The organism is Psychrobacter aquimaris (assembly GCF_016107525.1).
Lineage (GTDB): Bacteria > Pseudomonadota > Gammaproteobacteria > Pseudomonadales > Moraxellaceae > Psychrobacter > Psychrobacter aquimaris.
Window position 1 is genome coordinate 75,624 of the sequence record NZ_JABASR010000011.1, and the last position, 21,690, is coordinate 97,313.

The 21,690-nt window shown below is 41.7% G+C and carries 18 protein-coding genes; 17 read left to right on the forward strand and 1 reads right to left on the reverse strand.

Annotated elements, in window-relative coordinates; translation table 11 throughout:
• Window positions 1-85: 85 nt before the first annotated feature.
• Window positions 86-244 (reverse strand): hemin uptake protein HemP, encoded by a 159-nt coding sequence (hemP, locus tag JFC10_RS10780; RefSeq protein ID WP_227672156.1) that lies wholly within the window; start codon window positions 242-244, stop codon window positions 86-88.
• Between the two features lie 296 nt (window positions 245-540).
• Here hemP and JFC10_RS10785 point away from each other — a divergent pair, with 296 nt between their 5' ends.
• From JFC10_RS10785 to pyrF, 17 genes are all read left to right on the forward strand, one after another.
• Entirely contained in the window at window positions 541-1,644 is a 1,104-nt protein-coding gene (locus JFC10_RS10785; RefSeq protein WP_198332813.1) for an NUDIX domain-containing protein, read from the forward strand.
• Window positions 1,645-2,084: 440 nt separating this feature from the next.
• Window positions 2,085-3,266, forward strand: a complete 1,182-nt coding sequence (locus JFC10_RS10790; protein WP_198332814.1) for a lipocalin family protein — start codon at window positions 2,085-2,087, stop codon at window positions 3,264-3,266.
• A gap of 339 nt (window positions 3,267-3,605) precedes the next feature.
• The gene (locus JFC10_RS10795) at window positions 3,606-5,051 is read left to right on the forward strand and encodes a glyceraldehyde-3-phosphate dehydrogenase (RefSeq protein WP_198332815.1); all 1,446 of its coding nucleotides are present in this window, start codon (window positions 3,606-3,608) and stop codon (window positions 5,049-5,051) included.
• Between the two features lie 282 nt (window positions 5,052-5,333).
• A complete protein-coding gene (gene cgtA / locus JFC10_RS10800) occupies window positions 5,334-6,551 on the forward strand; it encodes an Obg family GTPase CgtA (RefSeq protein ID WP_193012983.1) in 1,218 nt (405 codons plus the stop codon).
• Window positions 6,552-6,630: 79 nt separating this feature from the next.
• A complete protein-coding gene (gene proB, locus JFC10_RS10805; RefSeq protein WP_198332816.1) occupies window positions 6,631-7,803 on the forward strand; it encodes a glutamate 5-kinase in 1,173 nt (390 codons plus the stop codon).
• 281 nt (window positions 7,804-8,084) lie between these two features.
• Window positions 8,085-9,221, forward strand: a complete 1,137-nt coding sequence (gene hemE, locus JFC10_RS10810) for a uroporphyrinogen decarboxylase (RefSeq protein ID WP_198332817.1) — start codon at window positions 8,085-8,087, stop codon at window positions 9,219-9,221.
• A gap of 110 nt (window positions 9,222-9,331) precedes the next feature.
• Entirely contained in the window at window positions 9,332-10,399 is a 1,068-nt protein-coding gene (gene argC / locus JFC10_RS10815) for an N-acetyl-gamma-glutamyl-phosphate reductase (protein ID WP_198332818.1), read from the forward strand.
• 103 nt (window positions 10,400-10,502) lie between these two features.
• The gene (locus JFC10_RS10820) at window positions 10,503-11,375 is read left to right on the forward strand and encodes a hypothetical protein (RefSeq protein ID WP_198332819.1); all 873 of its coding nucleotides are present in this window, start codon (window positions 10,503-10,505) and stop codon (window positions 11,373-11,375) included.
• A gap of 102 nt (window positions 11,376-11,477) precedes the next feature.
• On the forward strand, window positions 11,478-11,885 hold the full coding sequence (locus JFC10_RS10825; protein ID WP_193012978.1) for an ATP-dependent Clp protease adaptor ClpS: 408 nt from the start codon (window positions 11,478-11,480) through the stop codon (window positions 11,883-11,885).
• Window positions 11,886-12,632: 747 nt separating this feature from the next.
• Window positions 12,633-15,206 (forward strand): ATP-dependent Clp protease ATP-binding subunit ClpA, encoded by a 2,574-nt coding sequence (gene clpA, locus JFC10_RS10830; RefSeq protein ID WP_198332820.1) that lies wholly within the window; start codon window positions 12,633-12,635, stop codon window positions 15,204-15,206.
• Window positions 15,207-15,382: 176 nt separating this feature from the next.
• On the forward strand, window positions 15,383-16,120 hold the full coding sequence (locus tag JFC10_RS10835; RefSeq protein WP_198332821.1) for a uracil-DNA glycosylase: 738 nt from the start codon (window positions 15,383-15,385) through the stop codon (window positions 16,118-16,120).
• Window positions 16,121-16,168: 48 nt separating this feature from the next.
• Complete coding sequence (gene tadA / locus JFC10_RS10840) at window positions 16,169-16,708, forward strand: tRNA adenosine(34) deaminase TadA (protein WP_265089969.1); 540 nt, start codon at window positions 16,169-16,171, stop codon at window positions 16,706-16,708.
• Window positions 16,709-16,879: 171 nt separating this feature from the next.
• Window positions 16,880-17,662: a (d)CMP kinase gene (gene cmk, locus JFC10_RS10845; RefSeq protein ID WP_198332823.1), complete on the forward strand. Its 783-nt coding sequence runs from the start codon at window positions 16,880-16,882 to the stop codon at window positions 17,660-17,662.
• Window positions 17,663-17,970: 308 nt separating this feature from the next.
• Window positions 17,971-19,662: a 30S ribosomal protein S1 gene (gene rpsA, locus JFC10_RS10850; protein WP_198332856.1), complete on the forward strand. Its 1,692-nt coding sequence runs from the start codon at window positions 17,971-17,973 to the stop codon at window positions 19,660-19,662.
• A 318-nt stretch (window positions 19,663-19,980) separates the two neighbouring features.
• On the forward strand, window positions 19,981-20,286 hold the full coding sequence (locus tag JFC10_RS10855) for an integration host factor subunit beta (protein WP_193012973.1): 306 nt from the start codon (window positions 19,981-19,983) through the stop codon (window positions 20,284-20,286).
• 171 nt (window positions 20,287-20,457) lie between these two features.
• Window positions 20,458-20,871 carry a lipopolysaccharide assembly protein LapA domain-containing protein gene (locus JFC10_RS10860; protein WP_198332824.1) on the forward strand — a complete coding sequence of 138 codons (414 nt, stop codon included), beginning with the start codon at window positions 20,458-20,460 and terminating at the stop codon, window positions 20,869-20,871.
• A 73-nt stretch (window positions 20,872-20,944) separates the two neighbouring features.
• Entirely contained in the window at window positions 20,945-21,643 is a 699-nt protein-coding gene (pyrF, locus tag JFC10_RS10865) for an orotidine-5'-phosphate decarboxylase (protein WP_198332825.1), read from the forward strand.
• The last annotated feature ends 47 nt before the right edge of the window (window positions 21,644-21,690 follow it).

The window sequence follows — 21,690 nt, forward strand, 5'->3', positions numbered from 1 at the left end:
CGTATCGTTTTATCCAATAAAAAACGCCTTTTAATGAAGGCGTTTTTTTATAGGTAGGCTAATGTTGATGATTAATGATCTTAATCTATTTAGTCAGGATTAAGCGATTATTGCGTGTCAAACGTAGTCGATACTCTTCACCCTCATGCTCGATACGCACTTCTTTAGTGAGCGCAAATAAGTGCTGTGATTGTAGAGTAGGCAAACGGTTTTCACGGCAATTCAAATAACGAGAGATAACCATGCTCATAGTAAATTCCTTTTGATAAAAAATGGCTGAATAGGAGTAGCAATCTAGTAATTGTCTTTAACGATAATAATTATCATTTACATTGAGTGATTTTGCAAGGTAATTGATAAAATAAAATGCAGTCATTGTGTAAACTTATCTAAAGTAATCGTCGTGAATGAGGCCTAAAAAAATGACATTTCAGATAATTATTTTATAAATCAATATATTAGGTTTGATTTAGATGGATTTTTTAACGGTATAAAACAATCAAATAACACTTTAAAAAAACAGCAACAAAGGAGACGGCGATGCCAAGTGAATCGGACAATCAAGTTGATAGCTCATTTCATAGTGAAAAAGTACCTACCGTAAACGTGGCAGTGGCAGTCATTCATCACCAAGCGCAATATTTACTTGGATTTAGAAATGCTGCCCAGCATCAAGGCAACCGTTACGAGTTTGTAGGTGGCAAAATAGAGTCCAATGAAAATGCAGAGCAGGCACTAATTCGGGAAGTCGCTGAAGAGACAGGCATTACGATTTGTAGTAATACGATGGTCAAGCTTGGACGTCTGCATCATGATTATGGTGATAAGCATGTCAGTTTACAGATTTACAAGGTTGAGCTGACTGAGCAGCAGTATGAGCAGCATAAGCATTGCCAATATGGGCTAGAAGGTCAGGCGCTAACGTGGGTAAATAAGGCAGATTTATTAGCAGGAAAGTATCATTTACCCGCTGCTAATAAGACGATTCTTGAATGGTTGAGTGTGCCAACAGCGATAGCAATTACCTATCCATTGACGCATTTTGATGCCTCTTCTGATCCAGTGGCCGAATGGTTAACTTTTCATCAAAACAACTTAACAGCCAATGCTTGGGTATATATTCGAATAAAGGAAACTGGTTTAGAAAGTCTAGCAGCGCAGTTGATGCACGTACGTCCAGATATTAAGGTGATTGTCTCTTATGATATCCGCACACAGTCTCTACTAACTGAAGCGCCACTAGAAATTAAAGATACAATCATAGCGAATCCAATCGTTGCCAATCATCTGTCTCATACGGCATTGCTGCAATGGTCGGATGATACACAAGGTAGAGTGCTATCTAAAAATTATCCATTAATAGTCAGCTGTCATGATGTCGCCAGTATTGAGGCTGCCAATAAACTGGCTCATGCTAGGTTACAGCAGCAATTACCGCCCGTCATGGGCGCTTTTTTGTCTCCTGTACTGATGACCCAAACACATCCTGATACTGTGCCACTTGGTTGGGAGTCATGGTCAGCATTGGCACAATTGGCTGATATGCCGATTATCGGTTTGGGTGGTTTATCACCTACGATGATTCACCAAGCATTAGAGTATGGTGGTATCAGTGTTGCTGGTATTCGACAATTCTTTCAATAGTAAAAAACTAAAAAGGGGATTGCTGGCACGAATGCTAACTTGTCCTGAACCACAATTGCCGTTTATTAGGATCTATCTTGGCAAATAACTGATTTTTAATATATTTATCCAGTAAGTAACTATGTGTTTATTCGGTATTTATTCTACTGCATAAATGCATAGTTACTTACAAACCGTTGCTTTTTCCTACATTGCGACACTGTTTTTATAGTCGAGCTGTCATTAATATATATCACCTAAACAAAGAGTATTTACTCTGTATTCTTATAAGCGGATAGCTTATCACCATACCTCTTAATTCCTCTCATAATAGTTGATTTTTGCAGCGCCAGCTTTGACATTCAATAGACTTGTAAAAGTTGAAGACGCACAGAAGATGAGAGCATATTGATGGTATATAAAAAGAATTGTTAACAGTCACTATTAATAATGGTACCTCTATGAAAACCAATAAGTTACCTCAGTCAGCATGGTCTGATGCAAAGGAAGCTGGTTCTCAATCTAAGCAGACTACTCAGCCGAGTCATTATTATCTAAATGATGACAGTACGCGGCAGACGGGTAACGCCAGCAACGATGCTAGCTACAACCATGACGATTTAAATGACCAATATTCGAACCATTTGGCAAAAAAAACGTCTTCGCAAGACCGCTATTTTGGATATAAAAGCGCCGATAAGAGCCTTGTACAGGCAAAAGAGTCTGCTATGATTAACAGCAATAATAAAGAAGACGGCGATTCAAAAAATAGCGATACTGAAAGCAGTAATATCGTTAGTAATTATCGTACCAATGATTATAAATGGTCACAAGAGTTGAGCGAAAAAGAACCGCTAATGTCAGATTTTTTAGGGGACAAGGTGAATGGTTCAAAGCAAAATACTGATTCATCAACATCCACTTACTCATCATATAAAGAAATACCGGAGCGTATATTTATGAATGGACTTATCAAGCATACGGGTATAGCCTTAGCCATTATTATACCACTAGCTGCATTTTCAGCGTATGCTGCGACGCCACCGGTCAATGCTAAAGCTGATATAACTGCTAATGCAACTACGGATAGAACCACCACAGAGACGTTGTCAATTAAGCCAAATGCCATCATTCATAAGTCTGCAAGTACACCGACCACAGTGGATAGCGTTGATCTAAAAAAGTATGCAGGAACATGGTATGAGATAGGCCGTTTGCCCATGTATTTTCAGCGCAATTGTGCCAGTGATGTCACCGCCAATTATACTGAAAAAACCGACGGCTCAGGTATCGTAGTCACTAATAAATGCGTACAGAAAGACGGTTCTGGTATTACTTCTGAAGGTATCGCTAAGCCTGTTGATGAGTCAGGTAGTAAGCTAAAGGTCACGTTTTTACCATCATGGATTCGTTGGTTGCCAGTTGGTCGTGCCGACTATTGGGTACTAGCACGTGATGCTGATTACAAGACTGCTTTAGTAGGGACGCCTGATAAAAAATATTTATGGTTATTAGCGCGTTCTCCAAACGTTACTCAAGAAACCTATGCCAAATATCGTCAAATCGCTCAACAGCAAGGCTATGACTTAACAGAGTTCAAGTTAACCCCGCAGACCAATCAAACGGTTAGCCTCATCCCATAACTAGTGTCATTTACTAGATATTGGGCTAAATGGTAGTGTCGCTTTATCGTCCACTATTTGATATTTGCAACAATGAACAACAAGGCAGCATAATTGGCTGCCTTTATTTTCATAATAACCTGTATAACTCAATAAAACGCTTTATAAGCGTTAGCAGATCGGTTATCACTGGCAAAATAGGCCGTTTTAGGCTAAAATCTAGGCGATCTCAATACTCTACCTCAATAACTGACACCGATATCGTGCGGTTGCCATACTAGAGTGATTGCTTAGACCACACATAACCTATCTAATCTGTATTCTCTATAATTTACTGATCACATATTACTGACCATAAGGATGTTTCTCGTGAGCAACGCTGATACCTTACGCCAATTACATCAAGACCACTTAAGCAACTATAATAATCAAGAGCAACAAGCGATTGAGTTGATGGGGTTATTGAATAAGCTCTATAATGAGCAAGACGTACAAGTGACCTTGTTCGGTGACACGTTAAATACGACGTCAGTTGGTCAAATATTGGCATTGCATCAAAAAGTAGCACTGCGTAACCAAGACGCCAAATCTATTGATATCGCTGACACTTTAGCCATGGTTAAAGCGCTAGCGGCTAACGATAAGCTTCAGTCAGCACAGGTTGATGTTGGCCAATTAATCGCCAATGACAGTGATTTAGAAGCAGCACTTCAAGCGGCTAATATTGATGACAGTACGGTTAATCCAGCGACTGATGTTGTGCTATACGGTTTTGGTCGTATTGGTCGTATTTTAACGCGCCTACTACTGTCACAAGCATCAAGTGCGAAAGGCTTGCAGCTAAAAGCCATCGTCGTACGTCCTGCGGCAGCGGGCGATTTGGCCAAACGCGCATCATTGCTAGAGCGTGATTCGATTCATGGTAGCTTTGCTGGTGGCGTCGTGGTTGATGATGAAAACAATGGCTTGATTATTAATGGGCGCTTTGTTCAGGTTATCTATGCCAAAGATCCAAGCGAGATTGACTATACTGCCTACGGTATTAATGATGCATTAGTGATTGACAATACGGGTATCTGGAAAGACGAAGCGGGCCTTGGCAAGCATTTGCAATCGACTGGCGTGAAAAAAGTACTATTAACAGCCCCAGCTGGTGGTGAGATTAAAAACGTTGTTTATGGTGTGAATAACGATACAGTCGGTGAAGATACAATCGTTAGTGCGGCGAGCTGTACCACTAACGCAATTACGCCGACGTTAAAAGTGTTGAACGATGAATACGGTATCGAAAATGGTCACGTTGAAACGATTCACTCATTCACTAACGATCAGAATCTCATTGATAACTATCATAAAGCGGATCGCCGTGGTCGTAGTGCCGTATTAAATATGGTTATTACCAGTACGGGTGCTGCTAAAGCCGTCGGTAAAGCGCTACCAGAGCTTAGTGGTAAACTAACGGGTAATGCCATCCGTGTACCAACGCCAAACGTCAGCTTAGCGATTTTAAACTTGAATCTTAAAACAGCACCAGAAAATGCTGATGCCTTGAACGATTTTATGCGTAAAGTATCTAATAGCAGTCAGTGGCAAACACAGATTGCTTATACGGATTCGACTGAAGCAGTATCGACTGACTTTGTTGGTGATACGCATGTCGGTATCGTCGATGCACAAGCTACTATTTTGACTGATAACCATGCTATCGTTTATATTTGGTATGACAATGAAGTAGGCTACAGTACCCAAGTATTACGTTTGGCGACGCAAATGGCAGGCATTAGTTACACTAAAATTCCAGCATAAAACGCCAACGCTATTGCAGTGACATGCCCACAAAATAATTTTGTCAAGAGTATATCAAGGCAGAGTTTATTTGAAGTAACTGCTCGATCGTTGGTCATAAGATTAAATGCCGTATTCAAACACCCGATAGTCTGATTGGTTATCGGGTGTTATCGTCACAAGGATTGCAGCGACAAGTACGCTTTCTGCAACCCTTGTGTTGGCAAAACATAGTAAAAACCTAAAATACAGCCGTTGGTTGTAACCAGTTTATAAACTGGATTGTAAATTAAGGAACGTAAGATGCGATTTATTGATGAAGCCGTCGTAACGGTAAAAGCAGGTGACGGTGGTAACGGAATCGCCAGTTTTCGCCGAGAAAAGTATGTCCCACGTGGTGGACCTGATGGTGGAGATGGTGGCAAGGGCGGAGATATTTATGTCATTGCAGAGGATAACACCAACACCCTAGTGGACTATCGTTATACACGTCGTCACGACGCCATGCGCGCTGAGAATGGTCATAGTAGAAACTGTTCAGGTAAAGGCTCTGATGATCTTTTTTTACCAGTGCCTATTGGTACGACTGTGGTCGATACTGAAACTGACGAAGTGTTGGGTGACTTGATTGAACTTGGTCAGACGTTACTGATTGCCAAAGGTGGTGATGGTGGTTTGGGTAATACCCATTTTAAGAGCTCTACCAACCAAGCACCGCGTAAATCGACGTCTGGTTTTGAAGGTGAGTTAAAAGTTCTTAAATTTGAGCTAAAAGTTGTGGCTGATGTTGGCTTGATTGGTTTGCCTAATGCTGGTAAATCTACCTTTATTCGTCAAGTCTCTGCTGCTAGACCAAAAGTTGCTGACTATCCGTTTACCACCCTCGTTCCGAATCTAGGTGTGGTTGATATCGGTCGTCATCGCTCATTTGTGATGGCAGATATTCCAGGTTTGATCGAAGGTGCTTCAGAAGGTGCTGGACTTGGCATTCGTTTCTTAAAACATGTGGCTCGTACTCGTCGTCTGTTACATGTGGTTGATGTAAAGCCAATTGATGGCAGCGATCCGGTAGCCAACGCTCGTGTTATCTTGAATGAACTTGAGCGTTTTTCGCCTGAGTTATCCAACTTGCCCCAGATTTTGATATTAAACAAAATTGATCAGGTGCCTGACGAAGAGCTAGATGAGCTTTGTACTCATATTGTCGCCGAGCTTGATTGGACAGGCGATGTATTTCGCACGTCAACCTTAATGGGTGAAGGGACTGATGCAGTTAAATATCATTTAATGAATGAGATTGAACTAGAGCGTGAGCGTGAACTAGAAGATCCTATCTTCGCTGAAGCACAAAGAACACGTTTTGAGCGCTTAGAAGTAGAAGTACGTCTAAACACTGAGGCGCAGCGTGAAGCATATCGTGCGGCTCGCAAAGCGGCACGAGAAGGTTTAGACTTAAGCGACGACGATACCGATTTTGACGATGACGACGAAGATGGTGTTGAGGTCGTTTATGTCCCTTAAGCTAACACGCTTGAGCTGATATACTTGAATTTTTTAGATCAATCCCCGTAACTAATTCACATAAGAGACAGGAGTTTATATGGCAGGTGACATAGAAAACACGACCGAAGAAGCAAGGTTTGTTAAGCAAACTCGCAACTTTAATATTCAGCGCGTTATTGTCAAGATTGGCTCATCGTTGTTAACCAATAACGGTCGAGGGCTGGATCGAACTGCCATATACGAGTGGGCAAAGCAGATCGCTAAATTGCACAAACAAGGTGTCGAAGTACTGCTAGTATCGTCCGGTGCCGTTGCTGAAGGTGTGGTACGAATGAACCTTGAGGAGCGCCCCAAGAAACTAGCCGCACTACAGGCCTGTGCTTCTATTGGTCAAATGGGTTTGATTGAAACTTGGTGGTCAGCATTAATTCAACATGGTATCCAAAGTTCTCAACTATTACTAACCCATGATGATTTGTCCAATCGTAGCCGTTATTTGAATACGACGGGCGCGCTAACGCAACTACTAGATTGGCGTGTGCTACCAGTCATTAATGAAAATGATACCATTACCATTGATGAAATTAAATTTGGTGATAACGATACCTTAGGCGCCATGGCAGCAGCAATGGTTAATGCCGATTTATATATTATTTTAACCGATCAAGATGGGGTGTTTACGGACAACCCACGTGACAACCCTAATGCCAAAATGATTCGCCAAGAGCGTGCAATGGCGGATTACTTATTTGATATTGCAGGGGATGGCGGCAAGCTTGGGCGCGGCGGTATGCTGACCAAAATTCGTGCTGGTCGTCTTGCTGCGATGGGTGGTTGTCCAACGGTTATCGTGAGCGGTGCTATCGATGATGTTATCACTCGTGTGGTATCAGGCGAAGCGGTGGGTACTTTGTTGACCACCAATGATGAAGACAAAATCATTGCACGTAAACAATGGCTGGCAGCGCATTTACGTATGTCAGGCTCTCTAATAGTCGATGCAGGCGCAGCAAAAGCAGTAGTCGAACATCACAAGAGCTTGCTACCGGTCGGCGTTGTAGAAGTACGCGGTGACTTCGATGAAGGTGATGTGGTTGAGGTGGTGCATCAAGATACGGGCGAGCGTTTAGCCGTTGGACAAGTGAACTTCTCATCTCGTGATGCTTGCCGAGTGGCTCGTGAGCGTACTGAGCAGTTTGATAGAATCCTTGGTAACAATGAAGAGCGTGTGGTCATGGTACACCGTGATAATTTAGCGCTGACCATGTAGACCACTCATGGTATTTATCCGATTTTAGTTATAAGCACGATACTATCAATTAAAGATTAACGGCAAATGACGCTCTAAAACTCTAAATGCTTTTAATGGTTATTAACCTGCTGATTGTTAACACGATCGATATTAACCAATAAATCGTCATTAAACATGTGTGGCTTTTTGTAATAGAGTGTCGCTATCTGAACGTTTTAATATTCTTTTATTCAACTTATTTTATCCAGCACCGTATTCATTGATGATTATGAATGCGGTGTTGTTTTGGAGATTTGTACATGAGTGCTTCAGACAATAGTAACTCGATCCAGCAAGCATTTGCGCCTTTAAAGAACGATAGATTATTACGGGCATTACGCTTTGAATCAATAGACACCACACCAGTCTGGATGATGCGTCAAGCAGGTCGTTATTTACCAGAATATAAAGCCACTCGTGCGGAAGCGGGCGACTTTATGAGCCTGTGCAAAGATACGGACCGCGCCACTGAAGTTACTTTACAGCCACTACGCCGTTATGATTTAGATGCCGCTATCTTATTTAGTGATATTTTGACCATACCTGATGCTATGGGTCTAGGCTTATACTTTGAGGCGGGTGAAGGTCCTAAATTTAAACATCCTATTCGCACGCAAGCAGATTTAGATAGATTGCCAGTACTGGAACCCAATGACTCTCTTGATTATGTCATGCGTGCAGTGACGAGCATACGCAAAGCATTGAATGGTCAAGTGCCTTTATTTGGTTTCTCTGGTAGTCCATGGACATTGGCTACCTACATGATCGAAGGCGGCAGCTCAAAAGACTATCGTTATACTAAAGGGTTTTTGTATAGCAATCCTGAGTTTTTGCATCAATTATTAGATAAATTAGCCACTTCTGTCATTGATTATCTAGATGCACAGGTAGTCGCTGGCGCTCAAATTTTACAGATCTTTGATAGTTGGGGTGGGGCGCTTGGCCATCGTCAGTTTATCGATTTTTCTCATGCTTATAATAAGCGTATCGTCGCTGAATTAAAAATACGCCATCCGCAAATACCAGTGGTATTATTTACTAAAGGCGGTGGGTTATGGTTGGACGTGCAAGCAGATAGTCAAGCCGATGTTTTAGGGTTAGATTGGACGATGCCCATTGATCGTGCGCGACAAGTATTGGCTGAAAGTCAGCGTCAATTGACCAAGCAGCATAAAAAACTACAGAGTAGTAAAGCCATTCAAGGCAACTTGGATCCAGCAACATTGTATGGTTCACCTGCGACGATTCGTGCTGAAGTAAATGCAATGCTTGACAGTGCTTACGCGAGCGGCGAAAAAACAGGTTATATAGCAAACTTAGGTCATGGTATTACGCAGTGGGTCAATCCTGACAATGCCAAAGTATTCATCGATGCGGTGCACGATTATAAAATCTAAAAGCATTAGAGTCTAAAAATGACAAGGTTTAAGCCTATAGGCGTGCTTTCTATCTAGGATTTGTTTAACAAATACTGATATTTACCAAGTAAAAGAAAAAGGGATATCTTATGATTTCAGCAGCGATTGTTGGTGGTACAGGTTATACGGGTATTGAGCTGATTCGCTTGTTATCTGCGCATCCTGAAGTATCTATTGATTTGCTAACCTCGCGTAGCGAAGCTGGTACACGAGCTGATGAGATATTTCCAAGCTTACGCGGTATATCCGATATTGTCTTTAGCGACTTGGGTGATGATACGCTTGCAACGCTGCAAAAGTGTGATGTGGTCTTTTTTGCGACCCCACATGGCGTAGCGATGAAGCAAGCAGAAGCGCTGACGCAAGCTGGTGTGAAAGTCATTGATTTGGCCGCAGATTTTCGTTTGCAGTCACTGTCCGATTTTGAGCACTGGTATCAGCAGTCGCATGCTTGTCCTGAGCTGCTAAAGACAGCTGTTTATGGCTTACCTGAAGTCAATCGCGATAAGCTTGCCAATGCTTTAGTCGTCGGTAATCCTGGCTGTTACCCGACCACGGCTATTTTGGGTTTGAAACCAATAATCGACATGCAAAATGAGCAAGTAGAGAGACTGGTAGAATCACGTATCGTTATTGATGCAAAGTCTGGTGTTTCTGGCGCTGGGCGTCAAGCCAAACTTGCGCTTAATTATGCTGAAACTACTGATAACTTTAAAGCTTATAGCGTTGAAGGTCATCGACATCTACCTGAGATAGAGCAGGGCGTGGCGCAGTTATTAGACAGTCAGTTTACCCATCGCATTCGTTTTTTACCGCATCTTGTGCCGATGATACGTGGCATGCTGAGCTCTATTCATCTTGAGCTGACGGATGCTGGCGCTGCCATAGATTGGCAGCAGATATTTGAAACATGTTATGAATCAGAAGCGTTTATTGATGTCATGCCAAAAGGCATTTATCCAGATACCCGTAGTGTCCGCGCCAGCAACCGTTTACGCATTGCTGTGCATCAAGACAATGAGCGTGCGGAGTTGACAGTGATTGTTGTACAAGACAATTTGGTAAAAGGCGCCGCAGGACAAGCTGTACAAAACATGAATGTCATGTTCGGATTCGATGAAACAATGGGTCTAAACTTTGCACCTATTGTCCCGTAGCAGATGTTTAGCTATGGTTAAATCATTCACATTTATGGTGCTAGGTATTGATTATAAATTCCGCTATAATAACTTGCCCTTACTGTTAAGAGATATTGTCTAAATGCGTGTCAAGCTTGTACGACGCTTTTTCTCACAGCCCGCACTTTCATCGTGCAAAGACTCTGATTTCTATCATTTAGAGTGTAGACCGCATTCTCTTAAAACCAATGCTAGCTCAGTAACTACGGTAGCGGTAGGTAGTACCCAACGAGGGGCATCTACACTGGTGTTGGCTTTATTTGTCGTTGTCATATTGGTGACCGCCATTGTTGGGTTGATATTTGGTCATAAATTAGGATATCAGCGTGGCTTTCATTCTATGCAAACTGAAAGCAAGCAAGCGATGATCAATAGCACTGAGGCGACTGAAGCCCTTGAGGATTTACGTCTTAGTCATAAAATAGCGACCAATCAAGCTGCTACTGCTAAGCAGGAGCTGGCGATTAGCTTGGCTAACATTAAAGAGTTGCGTGAAAACCAGCAAGAATTAACGGTTGAGAATAGACAAGTCTCTCAGCTAAATGAGTTATATGCTGATGTCATTCGTGACAAAGGCGGCATGCCTCTACAAGTAATAGCAGCAAAGATTGAGCCATTACCTGAAAATGCTTTTGAATATGGTTTCGATATAGGTATGCTTGCTAGTGATGGCAAAGCCAAACGCTTAAAGCCAACGTTGACGTTGCTCAATGACGATGATTTTGTAGAGGTGCCTCTAGATCCTCCAGTTTATACTATTGAAGGTATCGTTCGTATTCGTGGTCGTTTCATGATGCCATCAGGGTTTAGACCGTTACAAGTTAAACTCAGCTTACAAGCTGACGGACAACAAGTGGAGCAGCTCTATGATTGGAAGCTTGGCGACCGAGTTGATAATATGCCGCTATCACTTTTAGATTTACCCGAAGTCGACGAAAGCCCGATTGAGCCTTAGTCTATTCATATTTAAGAGCGCTATAATAAGCATTGCGTTTACTAACCTTTGTTAGCACTCTTTATTCTGTTATAAATATAACCATTAATTTGTATTCTAATTATGATAAAACAAACCATATTGCAAGCGTTGCCAACTGTTGCTGATTGGCACTTTCCAACTATACCTGCTCACCGTGCGCAAGATGGCGATACGGACGGCGAAACCTCACCACAAGCAGATGTACTGGTAGCAGAGCCAGAAGTGGCAAAGCCGCCTATGTATGCAGTCGTTATGTATAATGATAATTATACGCCGATGGAGTTCGTCGTTTACATTTTGCAGTCGGAATTCCGTCATAGTATGGATTCGGCAGTCGAAGTTATGCTAACGATTCATAACAGCAGCAAAGGCATTGCTGGTATTTATCCTAAAGATATCGCTGAGACTAAAGCCAAAAAGGTAAACAGTCTGGCACACCGTGAAGGGTATCCATTATTGACCCAGATTGAGCCACATCAAGGCGAATAAGGAGATAATTTAAACGTTAATTTAGAGTTTTTATTTTCTTTCCGTGTTTCTATCTTATTATTTCCAATAGTCTTATCGTTTAGAAGTGCTGATAAGCTCTAAAAATCACGCATCGTGAGCTTGATAGGCACTCTGTATCCAAACAGTCATCCTTACATTCCTTGCTATAAAAATGCCCTATCATTCATTGTTATTCCTACAACAACCTTGATTTCTATTTAATATATCCTTATATATTAGATAGGCGCATCAAATAGCAGTCTAAAATTTATAGAGATTGCTGCTGCATTTGTATCATTTTCTAGTCGTCCTATATGTTTGAATTGTCTATGATTTAGCCAGTTAACGGCTTAAAATAAAGTCATGTGTCTCTTTCATTCTCTCACTTATTATTCTAATTCCAATTTCTCTTTTATTTGCTCAGCTTTCCAAGCTTGCATACTATTTCATTAGTATAAATAGCGATGCATAGTATCGCCTTGATACATTTTAGTCTGTGTTAATAGATTGACTCTTCTTAAGTATCGTGTTGAGATAAAGAAAAGCAAGTATGAGTGATAAAAACTCTTAATTGGTGATAAGTAGATAGCACTGCTACTTGAGTAATACATGGTCAATATCATTTAGCGCTGTCTTTTGATAATACAGATTTAGCCCTTGAACAATCCATCTGTCGCCCTGATTTACTTACTAACTCATTCATAAAGCTATCAATTATAAAGATAGGTATAACCGTAGGAAGTCGTTATGTTAAGTCGTCATCTTGAAGTTTCTTTGCGTTTAGCAATGACACTTGCGCGCCAAAAATCGCATGAGTACCTCACTGTTGAACATCTATTATTGGCGTTATTAGAGAATACTCACGCTGCCAATACGTTAACTGCCTGTAATGCCAATGTTTCAACGCTGCGTACTGAGTTGGAAGCTTACATCAATAAGCATACGCCAACGGTAGACGCAGACACGGAGCAGTCACCGCAGCCAACCCAAAGCTTCGATCGTATTCTGCAGCGCGCTATTTTCCATGTGCAGTCTATTGGCGGTGGTCGTTTGGTCGAAGGCTCAGATATCTTAGTGTCGATGTTCTCAGAGCATGATACTTATGCGGTTTATTTGCTCAAAAAGCAAGGTATTAGCCGTCTTGAGCTGACCCAGTACTTATCGCATGGTCAAGATAAAGACGAGCCATCAGAGCCACGTGCTTCTATGACTGGCGAGCGCCGCAGTGCTTCAGAAAAAACCAGTAAAGATCCTTTGGTTGAGTTTGCGACTAACCTAAACCAGCGTGCTGCTGAAGGTAAGACTGACCCATTAATTGGACGTGGCCCCGAAATTGAGCGCGCCGCTCAAGTGTTATGCCGTCGCCGTAAAAATAACCCGTTATTGGTTGGTGAGCCAGGCGTCGGTAAAACCTCGATTGCTGAAGGCTTGGCGTGGTTGATTATCAATGATAAAGCACCAAAGCCGTTAAATGGCTGTGTGATTTATAGCCTTGATATTGGCTCATTAATCGCCGGTACTAAATATCGCGGTGATTTCGAAAAACGCATGAAGTCGCTGCTCGATGCGCTAAAGAAAAAGCCCAATGCGATCTTGTTTATTGATGAGATTCATATGATTATTGGCGCAGGGTCGTCAATGAGCAGCAATATGGACGTATCAAATTTGATTAAGCCAGCACTTGCTAATGGTGAACTGCGCTGTATCGGCTCAACCACCTTTACCGAATACCGTCAAGTGTTTGAAAAAGATCATGCATTGTCACGTCGTTTCCAGAAAATTGACGTTAAAGAGCCAAGTGTTGACGATACGATTGATATTTTACGCGGTCTTAAACCACGTTATGAAGAATTTCATAACGTCGAATATACCGATGAAGCATTGGTCACCGCCGTTCAATTATCTGCTAAGCATATTCACGAGCGTTTTTTACCAGATAAAGCGATTGATGTGATTGACGAAGCAGGTGCCTATAAGCGTTTAGGTGTGATTCCTGATGCTGACGATATCGATGCAGAAGAAAGCTTCATTGCAGATATAGAGCAAGATTTTGATGCACAGATCGATGCTGATACCGAGGGTCTCGATGGTGACACGTATAGTGATAGCGAAATGCAGGATGAAGCAGAAACTGCAAAAGCCAATGACCGTGCCCAATCTTTCAGTGATGCAAAAAGTGCCAAAGCTAAGAAAAAACCACCGATGAAAATCGATGTGGCAGATATTGAAGCGATTGTTGCTAAGCTTGCACGTATTCCCCCTAAGTCAGTATCGAGTGATGATAAGAGTATTCTTCAGCACTTAGATCGTGATCTTAAGCACTTAGTGTTTGGTCAAGATGAGGCAATTGAAACATTAGCCGATGCAATTAAGCTATCGCGTGCCGGTCTCAAAGCACCAGATAAGCCAATTGGTTCCTTCATGTTTGCTGGCCCTACTGGGGTGGGTAAAACCGAAGTTTCACGTCAATTGGCAAATTTGTTAGGCGTAGAACTGGTTCGTTTTGATATGTCAGAATATATGGAAGCCCATACCGCATCGCGTCTAATTGGTGCGCCTCCTGGCTATGTCGGTTATGATCAAGGTGGTTTGCTGACTGAAAAAATCAACCAACATCCACATTGTGTCTTATTACTTGATGAAATTGAAAAAGCGCATCCTGATGTCTTCAACTTGTTACTGCAAGTCATGGATCATGGTACGTTGACTGATAACAATGGTCGTGTGGCTATCTTTAAGCAAGTCATTGTTATTATGACGACCAACGTCGGTGCTGATAGTATTAGCCGCTCTTCGATGGGCTTTACTCAGCAAGACCATAGTCGTGATAATACGGAATCGCTAAAACGTGTCTTTACGCCAGAGTTCCGTAACCGTCTAGATGCCATCATCCAATTTAACCCACTAGATACCTCAGTGGTGGTGTCTGTAGTTGATAAGTTCTTGGTTGAGCTACAAGTCCAGCTTGATGATAAACAAGTCACCTTAGAGATTGATGACGAAGTACGCGATTACTTGGCCAACAAAGGCTATGATCGCCTAATGGGTGCACGTCCAATGCAGCGTCTGATTCAAGATGAGATCAAAAAGCCATTGGCAAGTATGATTTTGTTTGGTGATTTGGTCAATGGCGGGGTAGTACATCTTACTTTAGAGCCTAAAGCTGATGATGAGCAAGATGATGATTCTGTCAAGCTTGATAAGTACAGTGGCAAGACGGATTATAAGTCTACAGATAAAGGATCAGCGGATAGTCGTATTATCTTGACAGTCGTTGAGACTCATGCGCCGCATCCCGACTCTGAGTCACTTGCCAGCTAAGTTTTTGCTACTAATATAATCATAACGGTTACCATGTTACTGTGGTAGCCGTTTTTTTATTGCTATAATTCATAACAAAACTAAAGTATGAAATCACTAGCTTTCATGTGTGAGGTTGGTTCATGTATCATTACCCGATATTTATCTAATTGATAACAAATATAACAGGACATACTATGGAATTGTTCGATGAACAAACGCCAAAAACACCAGCACAAAAGCAGGCGATTTTAGACAATGTGCGCTTGCCAGAAGATTGGAAAACGGCGTTAGCAGATGAGTTAACCTCTAACAATATGGACGATCTGCGAGCGTTCTTAAAAGAAGCCTACCAGTCAGAAGACAGTATCTATCCGCCTGCACCCTTAATATTTAACGCATTAAACCTAACCCCTTTATCACAGGTTAAAGTCGTGATACTAGGTCAAGATCCTTATCATGGACCAGGGCAAGCAATGGGTTTATCTTTTTCAGTGCCTAAAGCTATTCCAAAGCCACCGTCACTCAATAATTTGCTAAAAGAGATGGCGAGTGATATTGGTATCGCGCCCTCAAAACATGGTGACCTGACTTACTGGGCGCAGCAAGGGGTTCTGCTATTAAATAGCTCCCTGACCGTGCGAGAAAGTGAGCCAAACAGTCATCAAAATAAAGGCTGGGAGCAGTTTACCGATGCGGTGATTGATGTGATAAATGAACAAACAGAGCATACCGTATTTATATTGTGGGGCAGTAAAGCACAGAAAAAAGGCAAATATATCAATACTGATAAGCATCTTATTCTGACCGCTGTACATCCATCACCACTTGCTGCCAATCGTGGCGGATTCTTTGGCTCCAAGCCGTTTTCTAAGACCAATGACTATCTAGTACAGTATGGGCAAACGCCTATCGACTGGCAATTACCGCAATAGTTGTCACAGTAAATGAAATATATAAAAAATATAAGCGTAAAGCCATATGTGGCCGCGAATAGTCAGTTAGTTATTGAGGATGTTCAAGCCAGAAAATTTTGGTCACTTCAAGATATTAGTTGGATGCAAGCAGCCCTAAAACTTGCCAAACAAGGGGCTGAGCGTGGAGAAGTGCCAGTAGGGGCGCTACTGGTACATAATCAGCAGATTATTGGTCAAGGATTCAATGAGCCCATTGGGCGTCACGATGCGACCGCTCATGCCGAGATTGTTGCGTTAAGAGAGGCTTGTGCGCGCTTGAAAAACTATCGATTACCATTACATACAACGTTATACGTTACCTTAGAGCCTTGTACGATGTGTATCGGAGCGCTCATTCATGCACGGGTGGATAGATTGGTTTATGCGGCAAGCGAGCCACGAGCGGGTATGGTTGGTAGTCAAATAAATTTACCAATGCAGCCTTTTTATAATCATGCTATCCAAGTATATAATGGCTTATGCCGTGAGCATAGCAGCCAGATGCTTAAGACATTTTTCCGTGAACGACGTAAAGCAGCAAAAAAGAAATACAAAACAAGCAAGTAACAAGATATCAGTCTTGCTGCTAGTGATAGGTAGGTTTCTTTGCTATAATATGGCCCTATTTGATAACGAAATGATGAATTGATTGTCAAGCGTTTGATAAATAAGTAAATATTGTTCTGCAACTAGCACGCACAAAGCCGTATCAGTATCGTCTACTATTAAGTGAGTATTATGACCGTTTCTACAGCTGATAACGCTATACTTGATAACTTTAGTTCTGGCAGTAATGATAACCAAGCGCCATTATTGCGCTATCCAGTTATCTGTATTGATGGACCAAGTGGGGCAGGTAAAGGTACGGTTACGTGGCGTTTAGCCCAAGCATTGAATTATCAACTGCTTGACTCAGGTGCTTTGTATCGTATCGTTGGACTCAAAGCATTTGAAGCTGGATTAGTTGCGGCGGATGGAAGCCAAGCCATTGACGAAATGGCTGTATTAGCGTTAACGCAGCGCCTAGAGATTGCTTTTGTACCTAACAATGAGTCAGGACGTGTTGATATTTTAGTGAATGATGAGGTGGTTGGTGAGCAGGTCCGTAATGAAACCGTCGGTGGCTATGCATCACAGATAGCAGTATTTCCAAAAGTTCGTCAAGCATTGCTAAAATTGCAACAAGATATGGCCACTCGTTCTGGATTGGTTGCTGATGGTCGTGATATGGGTACGGTGGTATTCCCAGATGCTGATGTGAAAGTATTTTTGACTGCGAGTGCGGAAGCGCGTGCCGAGCGCCGCGTAACACAGTTAATAAATGCTGGTCAGACGGCAGATTTTGACGCAATTTTAGCTACAATTAAAGCCCGTGATGACCGTGATGAAAACCGCACAACAGCACCATCAAAACCTGCGGCAGATGCATTGTTACTAGATAGCTCAACATTAGACGCTGATACTGTTTACGCACAAGTTAAGAAACATTGCCAAGACAAAGGTATTTTTTTTAATAGTTAATAAAAACAACATATTAAGTATTAAAAGCTTTGCTATGAGGTTCGGTTTTAGTATAAAATTGTAGGAGTGGAGTTTATAGGACTTAGCAGGTCTTAAAAGTAGTTGTAAGAAATGTGATTTGATAGAATAAATACAAAAACTTCTATATGAGACAGTTGTTGCTAATGAGTTGGCTATTTCATTTGCTTATTATCAACAAACGTTTTTTTATATGATTGTATGAGATATAAAACCAGTATTCTCGTTTTATGCAGTCATAAATTTGATCCGTACTGTGCTGGACAGGATACGGCTATACAAAGGTAGACATAATGGAATCATTTGCTGAACTATTTGAAGCGAGCATTGAAGAGCAGGGTCTGGATATCGAGCGTGGCTCGGTTATCACAGGTACTGTTGTGGCCATCGATAGTGATTGGATCACCGTAGATACTGGTCTTAAATCTGAAGGTATCGTCGCTCGTGAAGAGTTTTTAAGCGAAGAAGGCGAACTTGAAGTTGAAGTTGGCGATAGCGTTGATGTCGTAGTTGAAGCGGTTGATAACGGCATGGGTCAAACCTTGCTGTCACGTGAAAAAGCCAAGCGTGTTGAAACTTGGAACTTCCTTGAAAAAATCGCTGATAATGATGAAATCGTAAAAGGTATTATCTCAAGCAAAGTGAAAGGCGGTTTCACTGTAGATATCGGTTCAGTACGTGCGTTCTTACCAGGTTCTTTGGTAGATGTTCGTCCTATCCGTGATACCACGCATCTTGAAGGCAAAGAGCTAGAATTCAAAGTTATCAAGCTTGACCAGAAACGTAACAACGTGGTTGTTAGCCGTCGTGCAGTTATGGAAGCTGAAAATTCAGCTGAGCGCGAAGAGCTATTGAACAAGCTTGAAGAAGGCATCGAGATCGAAGGTATCGTTAAGAACCTTACTGATTACGGCGCATTCGTAGACCTTGGCGGTATTGATGGTCTATTGCACATCACTGACATGGCATGGCGCCGCATCAAGCACCCATCTGAGGTGGTTGAAGTTGGTCAAGACCTAAAAGTTAAAGTATTGAAGTTTGACCGTGAGCGCAATCGCGTTAGCCTAGGTCTAAAACAACTTGGTACTGATCCTTGGGATAACGTTGGCGGCACTTACCCAGTCGGTAGTGTGGTTAAAGCACGCGTAACCAACTTAACTGATTATGGTTGTTTTGCTGAGATTTCTGAAGGTATTGAAGGTCTAGTACACGTATCAGAAATGGATCATACCAACAAAAACATCCACCCATCAAAAGTTGTTCAAGTGGGCGATGAAGTTGAAGTAATGATTCTTGATATCGACGAAGAACGTCGTCGTATCAGCCTAGGTATCAAACAAACTCTAGCCAATCCATGGGATGAGTTTGATAAGAAACATGAGCGCGGTGATAAAATCACTGGTACGATCAAATCAATCACTGACTTCGGTATCTTTATCGGTCTAGACGGTGGTATTGATGGTCTTGTTCATCTATCTGATATCTCTTGGAACGAAACTGGCGAAGACGCAATCCGTAACTACAATAAAGGCGACACCGTAGAAGCTATGGTATTGTCAGTAGATGCAGAAGCAAACCGTATCAGCCTAGGTGTGAAACAGTTAAGCTCTGATCCATTCAACGAATACCTAGTCAACAATGACCGTGGTGCTATCGTTAATGGTAAAGTAAAAGAAGTAGACGCTAAAGGCGCTACTATTGAGCTTGCTGACGAAGTTGAAGCTTATTTACGTGCTTCTGAGATCCAACGTGACCGCGTTGAAGATGCAACTAAGCATCTAACTGTTGGTGATGACGTTGAAGCGAAAATCATCAGTGTTGATCGTAAAACACGCAACATCAACTTGTCTATCAAAGCGAAAGACGAAGCTGAAGAGCGTCAAGCGATTAAAGATCTTGGTAGCACAAGCACGACTGCTACTCCAGGTTCTGATGCACAGCCAAAAACAATTGGTGATTTGATCAAAGAGCAAATGCAGTAAGCTATTGATATGAATTTATAAAAGAAGCGACTCCGGTCGCTTTTTTTTTGCTTAAATTTTAAGTTTACTATCAATCAATGAGGTTTTTACCCAAACAGGTAAACTCTTATTTCCATTTACCGTAATATCCGCTATCATTTGCAACATTGAGTAACGAGATGTGAATTATTGCTTATTTAAGACGCTAAGATTATTTTAATGAATGGATATTCATTTTTATAATTTTAATGTATAGGTCGTCTTAAAAGTAACTACTATTGAAAATGATGGTCTGATTCACAGTCATCTTATCCATTAATTAACAAGGCAAGCGTAATAATGCAGCAAGCGATTAACAAGTCCGAATTTATTAGTAATTTAAGTGCGAACTGTGACAATATGACTGATACTGTAGTCGATGATGCAGTACGTGAAATATTAAACTTGATGACCCATACGTTAGCCAATGATGGGCGCGTAGAGGTTCGTGGTTTTGGCAGTTTTTGTCTGCACCATCGTCGTGCCCGTATGGGTCGAAACCCTAAGACAGGAGAAAGCGTACCTGTACCTGCCAAAGCGATACCGCACTTTAAACCAGGTAAAGCACTACGTGAAGCAGTCAATGATAAAGTAGCAAATAGCTAAGAGTGTGATAGACCATCTATTGGGTAGAATTTCCAACAAGATGATTGCTAGCCACTTCTACTAGAATTTATCACTAATTAGTTCATAAGCATCTAAATATGTGAGTTGATGAAGGTTCTAGAGTGCTATTTTTAAAACATTAACGACATTCCAAATCGAGGTAGACGTCTCATGCGCTTTTTACTATTTGTATTGCTGTTTTTGAGCTTTGCTTATTCACTTGGTTTGGTGTTGGCAAATAATACTGAAGTCGGCGTAAATTTATTATTCTCGCAAGCACCGACGATGAATTTAGGACTGCTGCTGATTTTATGCCTTATGCTTGGTATTGTTATTGGCATATTGTTGGCGCTGCTTATCTTCCGTGTCTTACAAAATAAATGGGAAATCTCGCGTTTGCAAAAGGCGAATGCTAATCTTCAAGAGCAGCTGACACAGGCAAATGCTGTCATTGATCGCCAAGCAAGCGCGCCAACGGTGGAAGAAGCTATTTATGGTTCGACAGCAACCAATGTGCAAGTGCAAGAGGCAGAAGTATTTAATGTAGATGAAGGCGCTACACTTACCAAGAAAAAACGAGACTAAACTATATATGGACTGATCTATGACCAGTCCATATATAGTGCTTTAATAATTCTGATATAAATATGGTAAAACCATGAATAATACAATGAACTCCCCAGTCATCGTTGCCTTAGATAATATGACGATGGAGGCATCGATAGCATTAGCTGAGCAGTTAGATCCAGCATCATGCCGACTAAAAGTGGGTAAAGAGCTGTTTACTCGCTGTGGTCCTGAAATAGTTAAGGTGCTACATCAGCGTAATTTTGACGTATTTTTAGACTTGAAATTCCATGATATTCCTAATACCACGGCACAAGCGGTACTAGCGGCAGCTGAGCTTGGCGTATGGATGGTGAATGTGCATGCAAGCGCGGGCATGGAGGCTATGTCATTGGCCAAACAGCGCTTGTTAGACGGTAACTATGATACCTTGCTGATAGCCGTCACCGTTTTGACCTCTATGGATAATCAAGCATTGATGCAAACGGGTATTACCGATGGTCTAGATGCGCAAGTGAGTCGATTGGCACAATTGACCAAGCAAGCAGGTCTCGATGGTGTGGTTTGCTCAGCACAAGAAGCTAAAACGCTTAAAACGTTGTGTGGTCAAGATTTTAAATTGATTACCCCTGGTATTCGCTTGCTAGACGACAATGCAGATGATCAAAAACGCATTTGCACGCCGAAACAGGCGTTAGATGATGGTTCTGATTATTTAGTGATTGGTCGTTCAATTACTCAGGCAGCAGATCCTGCGGCTAAATTACAAAAGATACTCCAAGGTATTTAGATACTTATAAAATATTTAGATATTTACAAAGTGTTTAGATTTTTATA

What these genes read in the sequence shown, in the direction of transcription:
- hemP (WP_227672156.1), bottom strand. Translation starts at nt 244, where the DNA reads ATGGTTATCTCTCGTTATTTGAATTGCCGTGAAAACCGTTTGCCTACT.
- JFC10_RS10785 (WP_198332813.1), top strand. Translation starts at nt 541, where the DNA reads ATGCCAAGTGAATCGGACAATCAAGTTGATAGCTCATTTCATAGTGAA.
- JFC10_RS10790 (WP_198332814.1), top strand. Translation starts at nt 2,085, where the DNA reads ATGAAAACCAATAAGTTACCTCAGTCAGCATGGTCTGATGCAAAGGAA.
- JFC10_RS10795 (WP_198332815.1), top strand. Translation starts at nt 3,606, where the DNA reads ATGTTTCTCGTGAGCAACGCTGATACCTTACGCCAATTACATCAAGAC.
- cgtA (WP_193012983.1), top strand. Translation starts at nt 5,334, where the DNA reads ATGCGATTTATTGATGAAGCCGTCGTAACGGTAAAAGCAGGTGACGGT.
- proB (WP_198332816.1), top strand. Translation starts at nt 6,631, where the DNA reads ATGGCAGGTGACATAGAAAACACGACCGAAGAAGCAAGGTTTGTTAAG.
- hemE (WP_198332817.1), top strand. Translation starts at nt 8,085, where the DNA reads ATGAGTGCTTCAGACAATAGTAACTCGATCCAGCAAGCATTTGCGCCT.
- argC (WP_198332818.1), top strand. Translation starts at nt 9,332, where the DNA reads ATGATTTCAGCAGCGATTGTTGGTGGTACAGGTTATACGGGTATTGAG.
- JFC10_RS10820 (WP_198332819.1), top strand. Translation starts at nt 10,503, where the DNA reads ATGCGTGTCAAGCTTGTACGACGCTTTTTCTCACAGCCCGCACTTTCA.
- JFC10_RS10825 (WP_193012978.1), top strand. Translation starts at nt 11,478, where the DNA reads ATGATAAAACAAACCATATTGCAAGCGTTGCCAACTGTTGCTGATTGG.
- clpA (WP_198332820.1), top strand. Translation starts at nt 12,633, where the DNA reads ATGTTAAGTCGTCATCTTGAAGTTTCTTTGCGTTTAGCAATGACACTT.
- JFC10_RS10835 (WP_198332821.1), top strand. Translation starts at nt 15,383, where the DNA reads ATGGAATTGTTCGATGAACAAACGCCAAAAACACCAGCACAAAAGCAG.
- cmk (WP_198332823.1), top strand. Translation starts at nt 16,880, where the DNA reads ATGACCGTTTCTACAGCTGATAACGCTATACTTGATAACTTTAGTTCT.
- JFC10_RS10855 (WP_193012973.1), top strand. Translation starts at nt 19,981, where the DNA reads ATGCAGCAAGCGATTAACAAGTCCGAATTTATTAGTAATTTAAGTGCG.
- JFC10_RS10860 (WP_198332824.1), top strand. Translation starts at nt 20,458, where the DNA reads ATGCGCTTTTTACTATTTGTATTGCTGTTTTTGAGCTTTGCTTATTCA.
- pyrF (WP_198332825.1), top strand. Translation starts at nt 20,945, where the DNA reads ATGAATAATACAATGAACTCCCCAGTCATCGTTGCCTTAGATAATATG.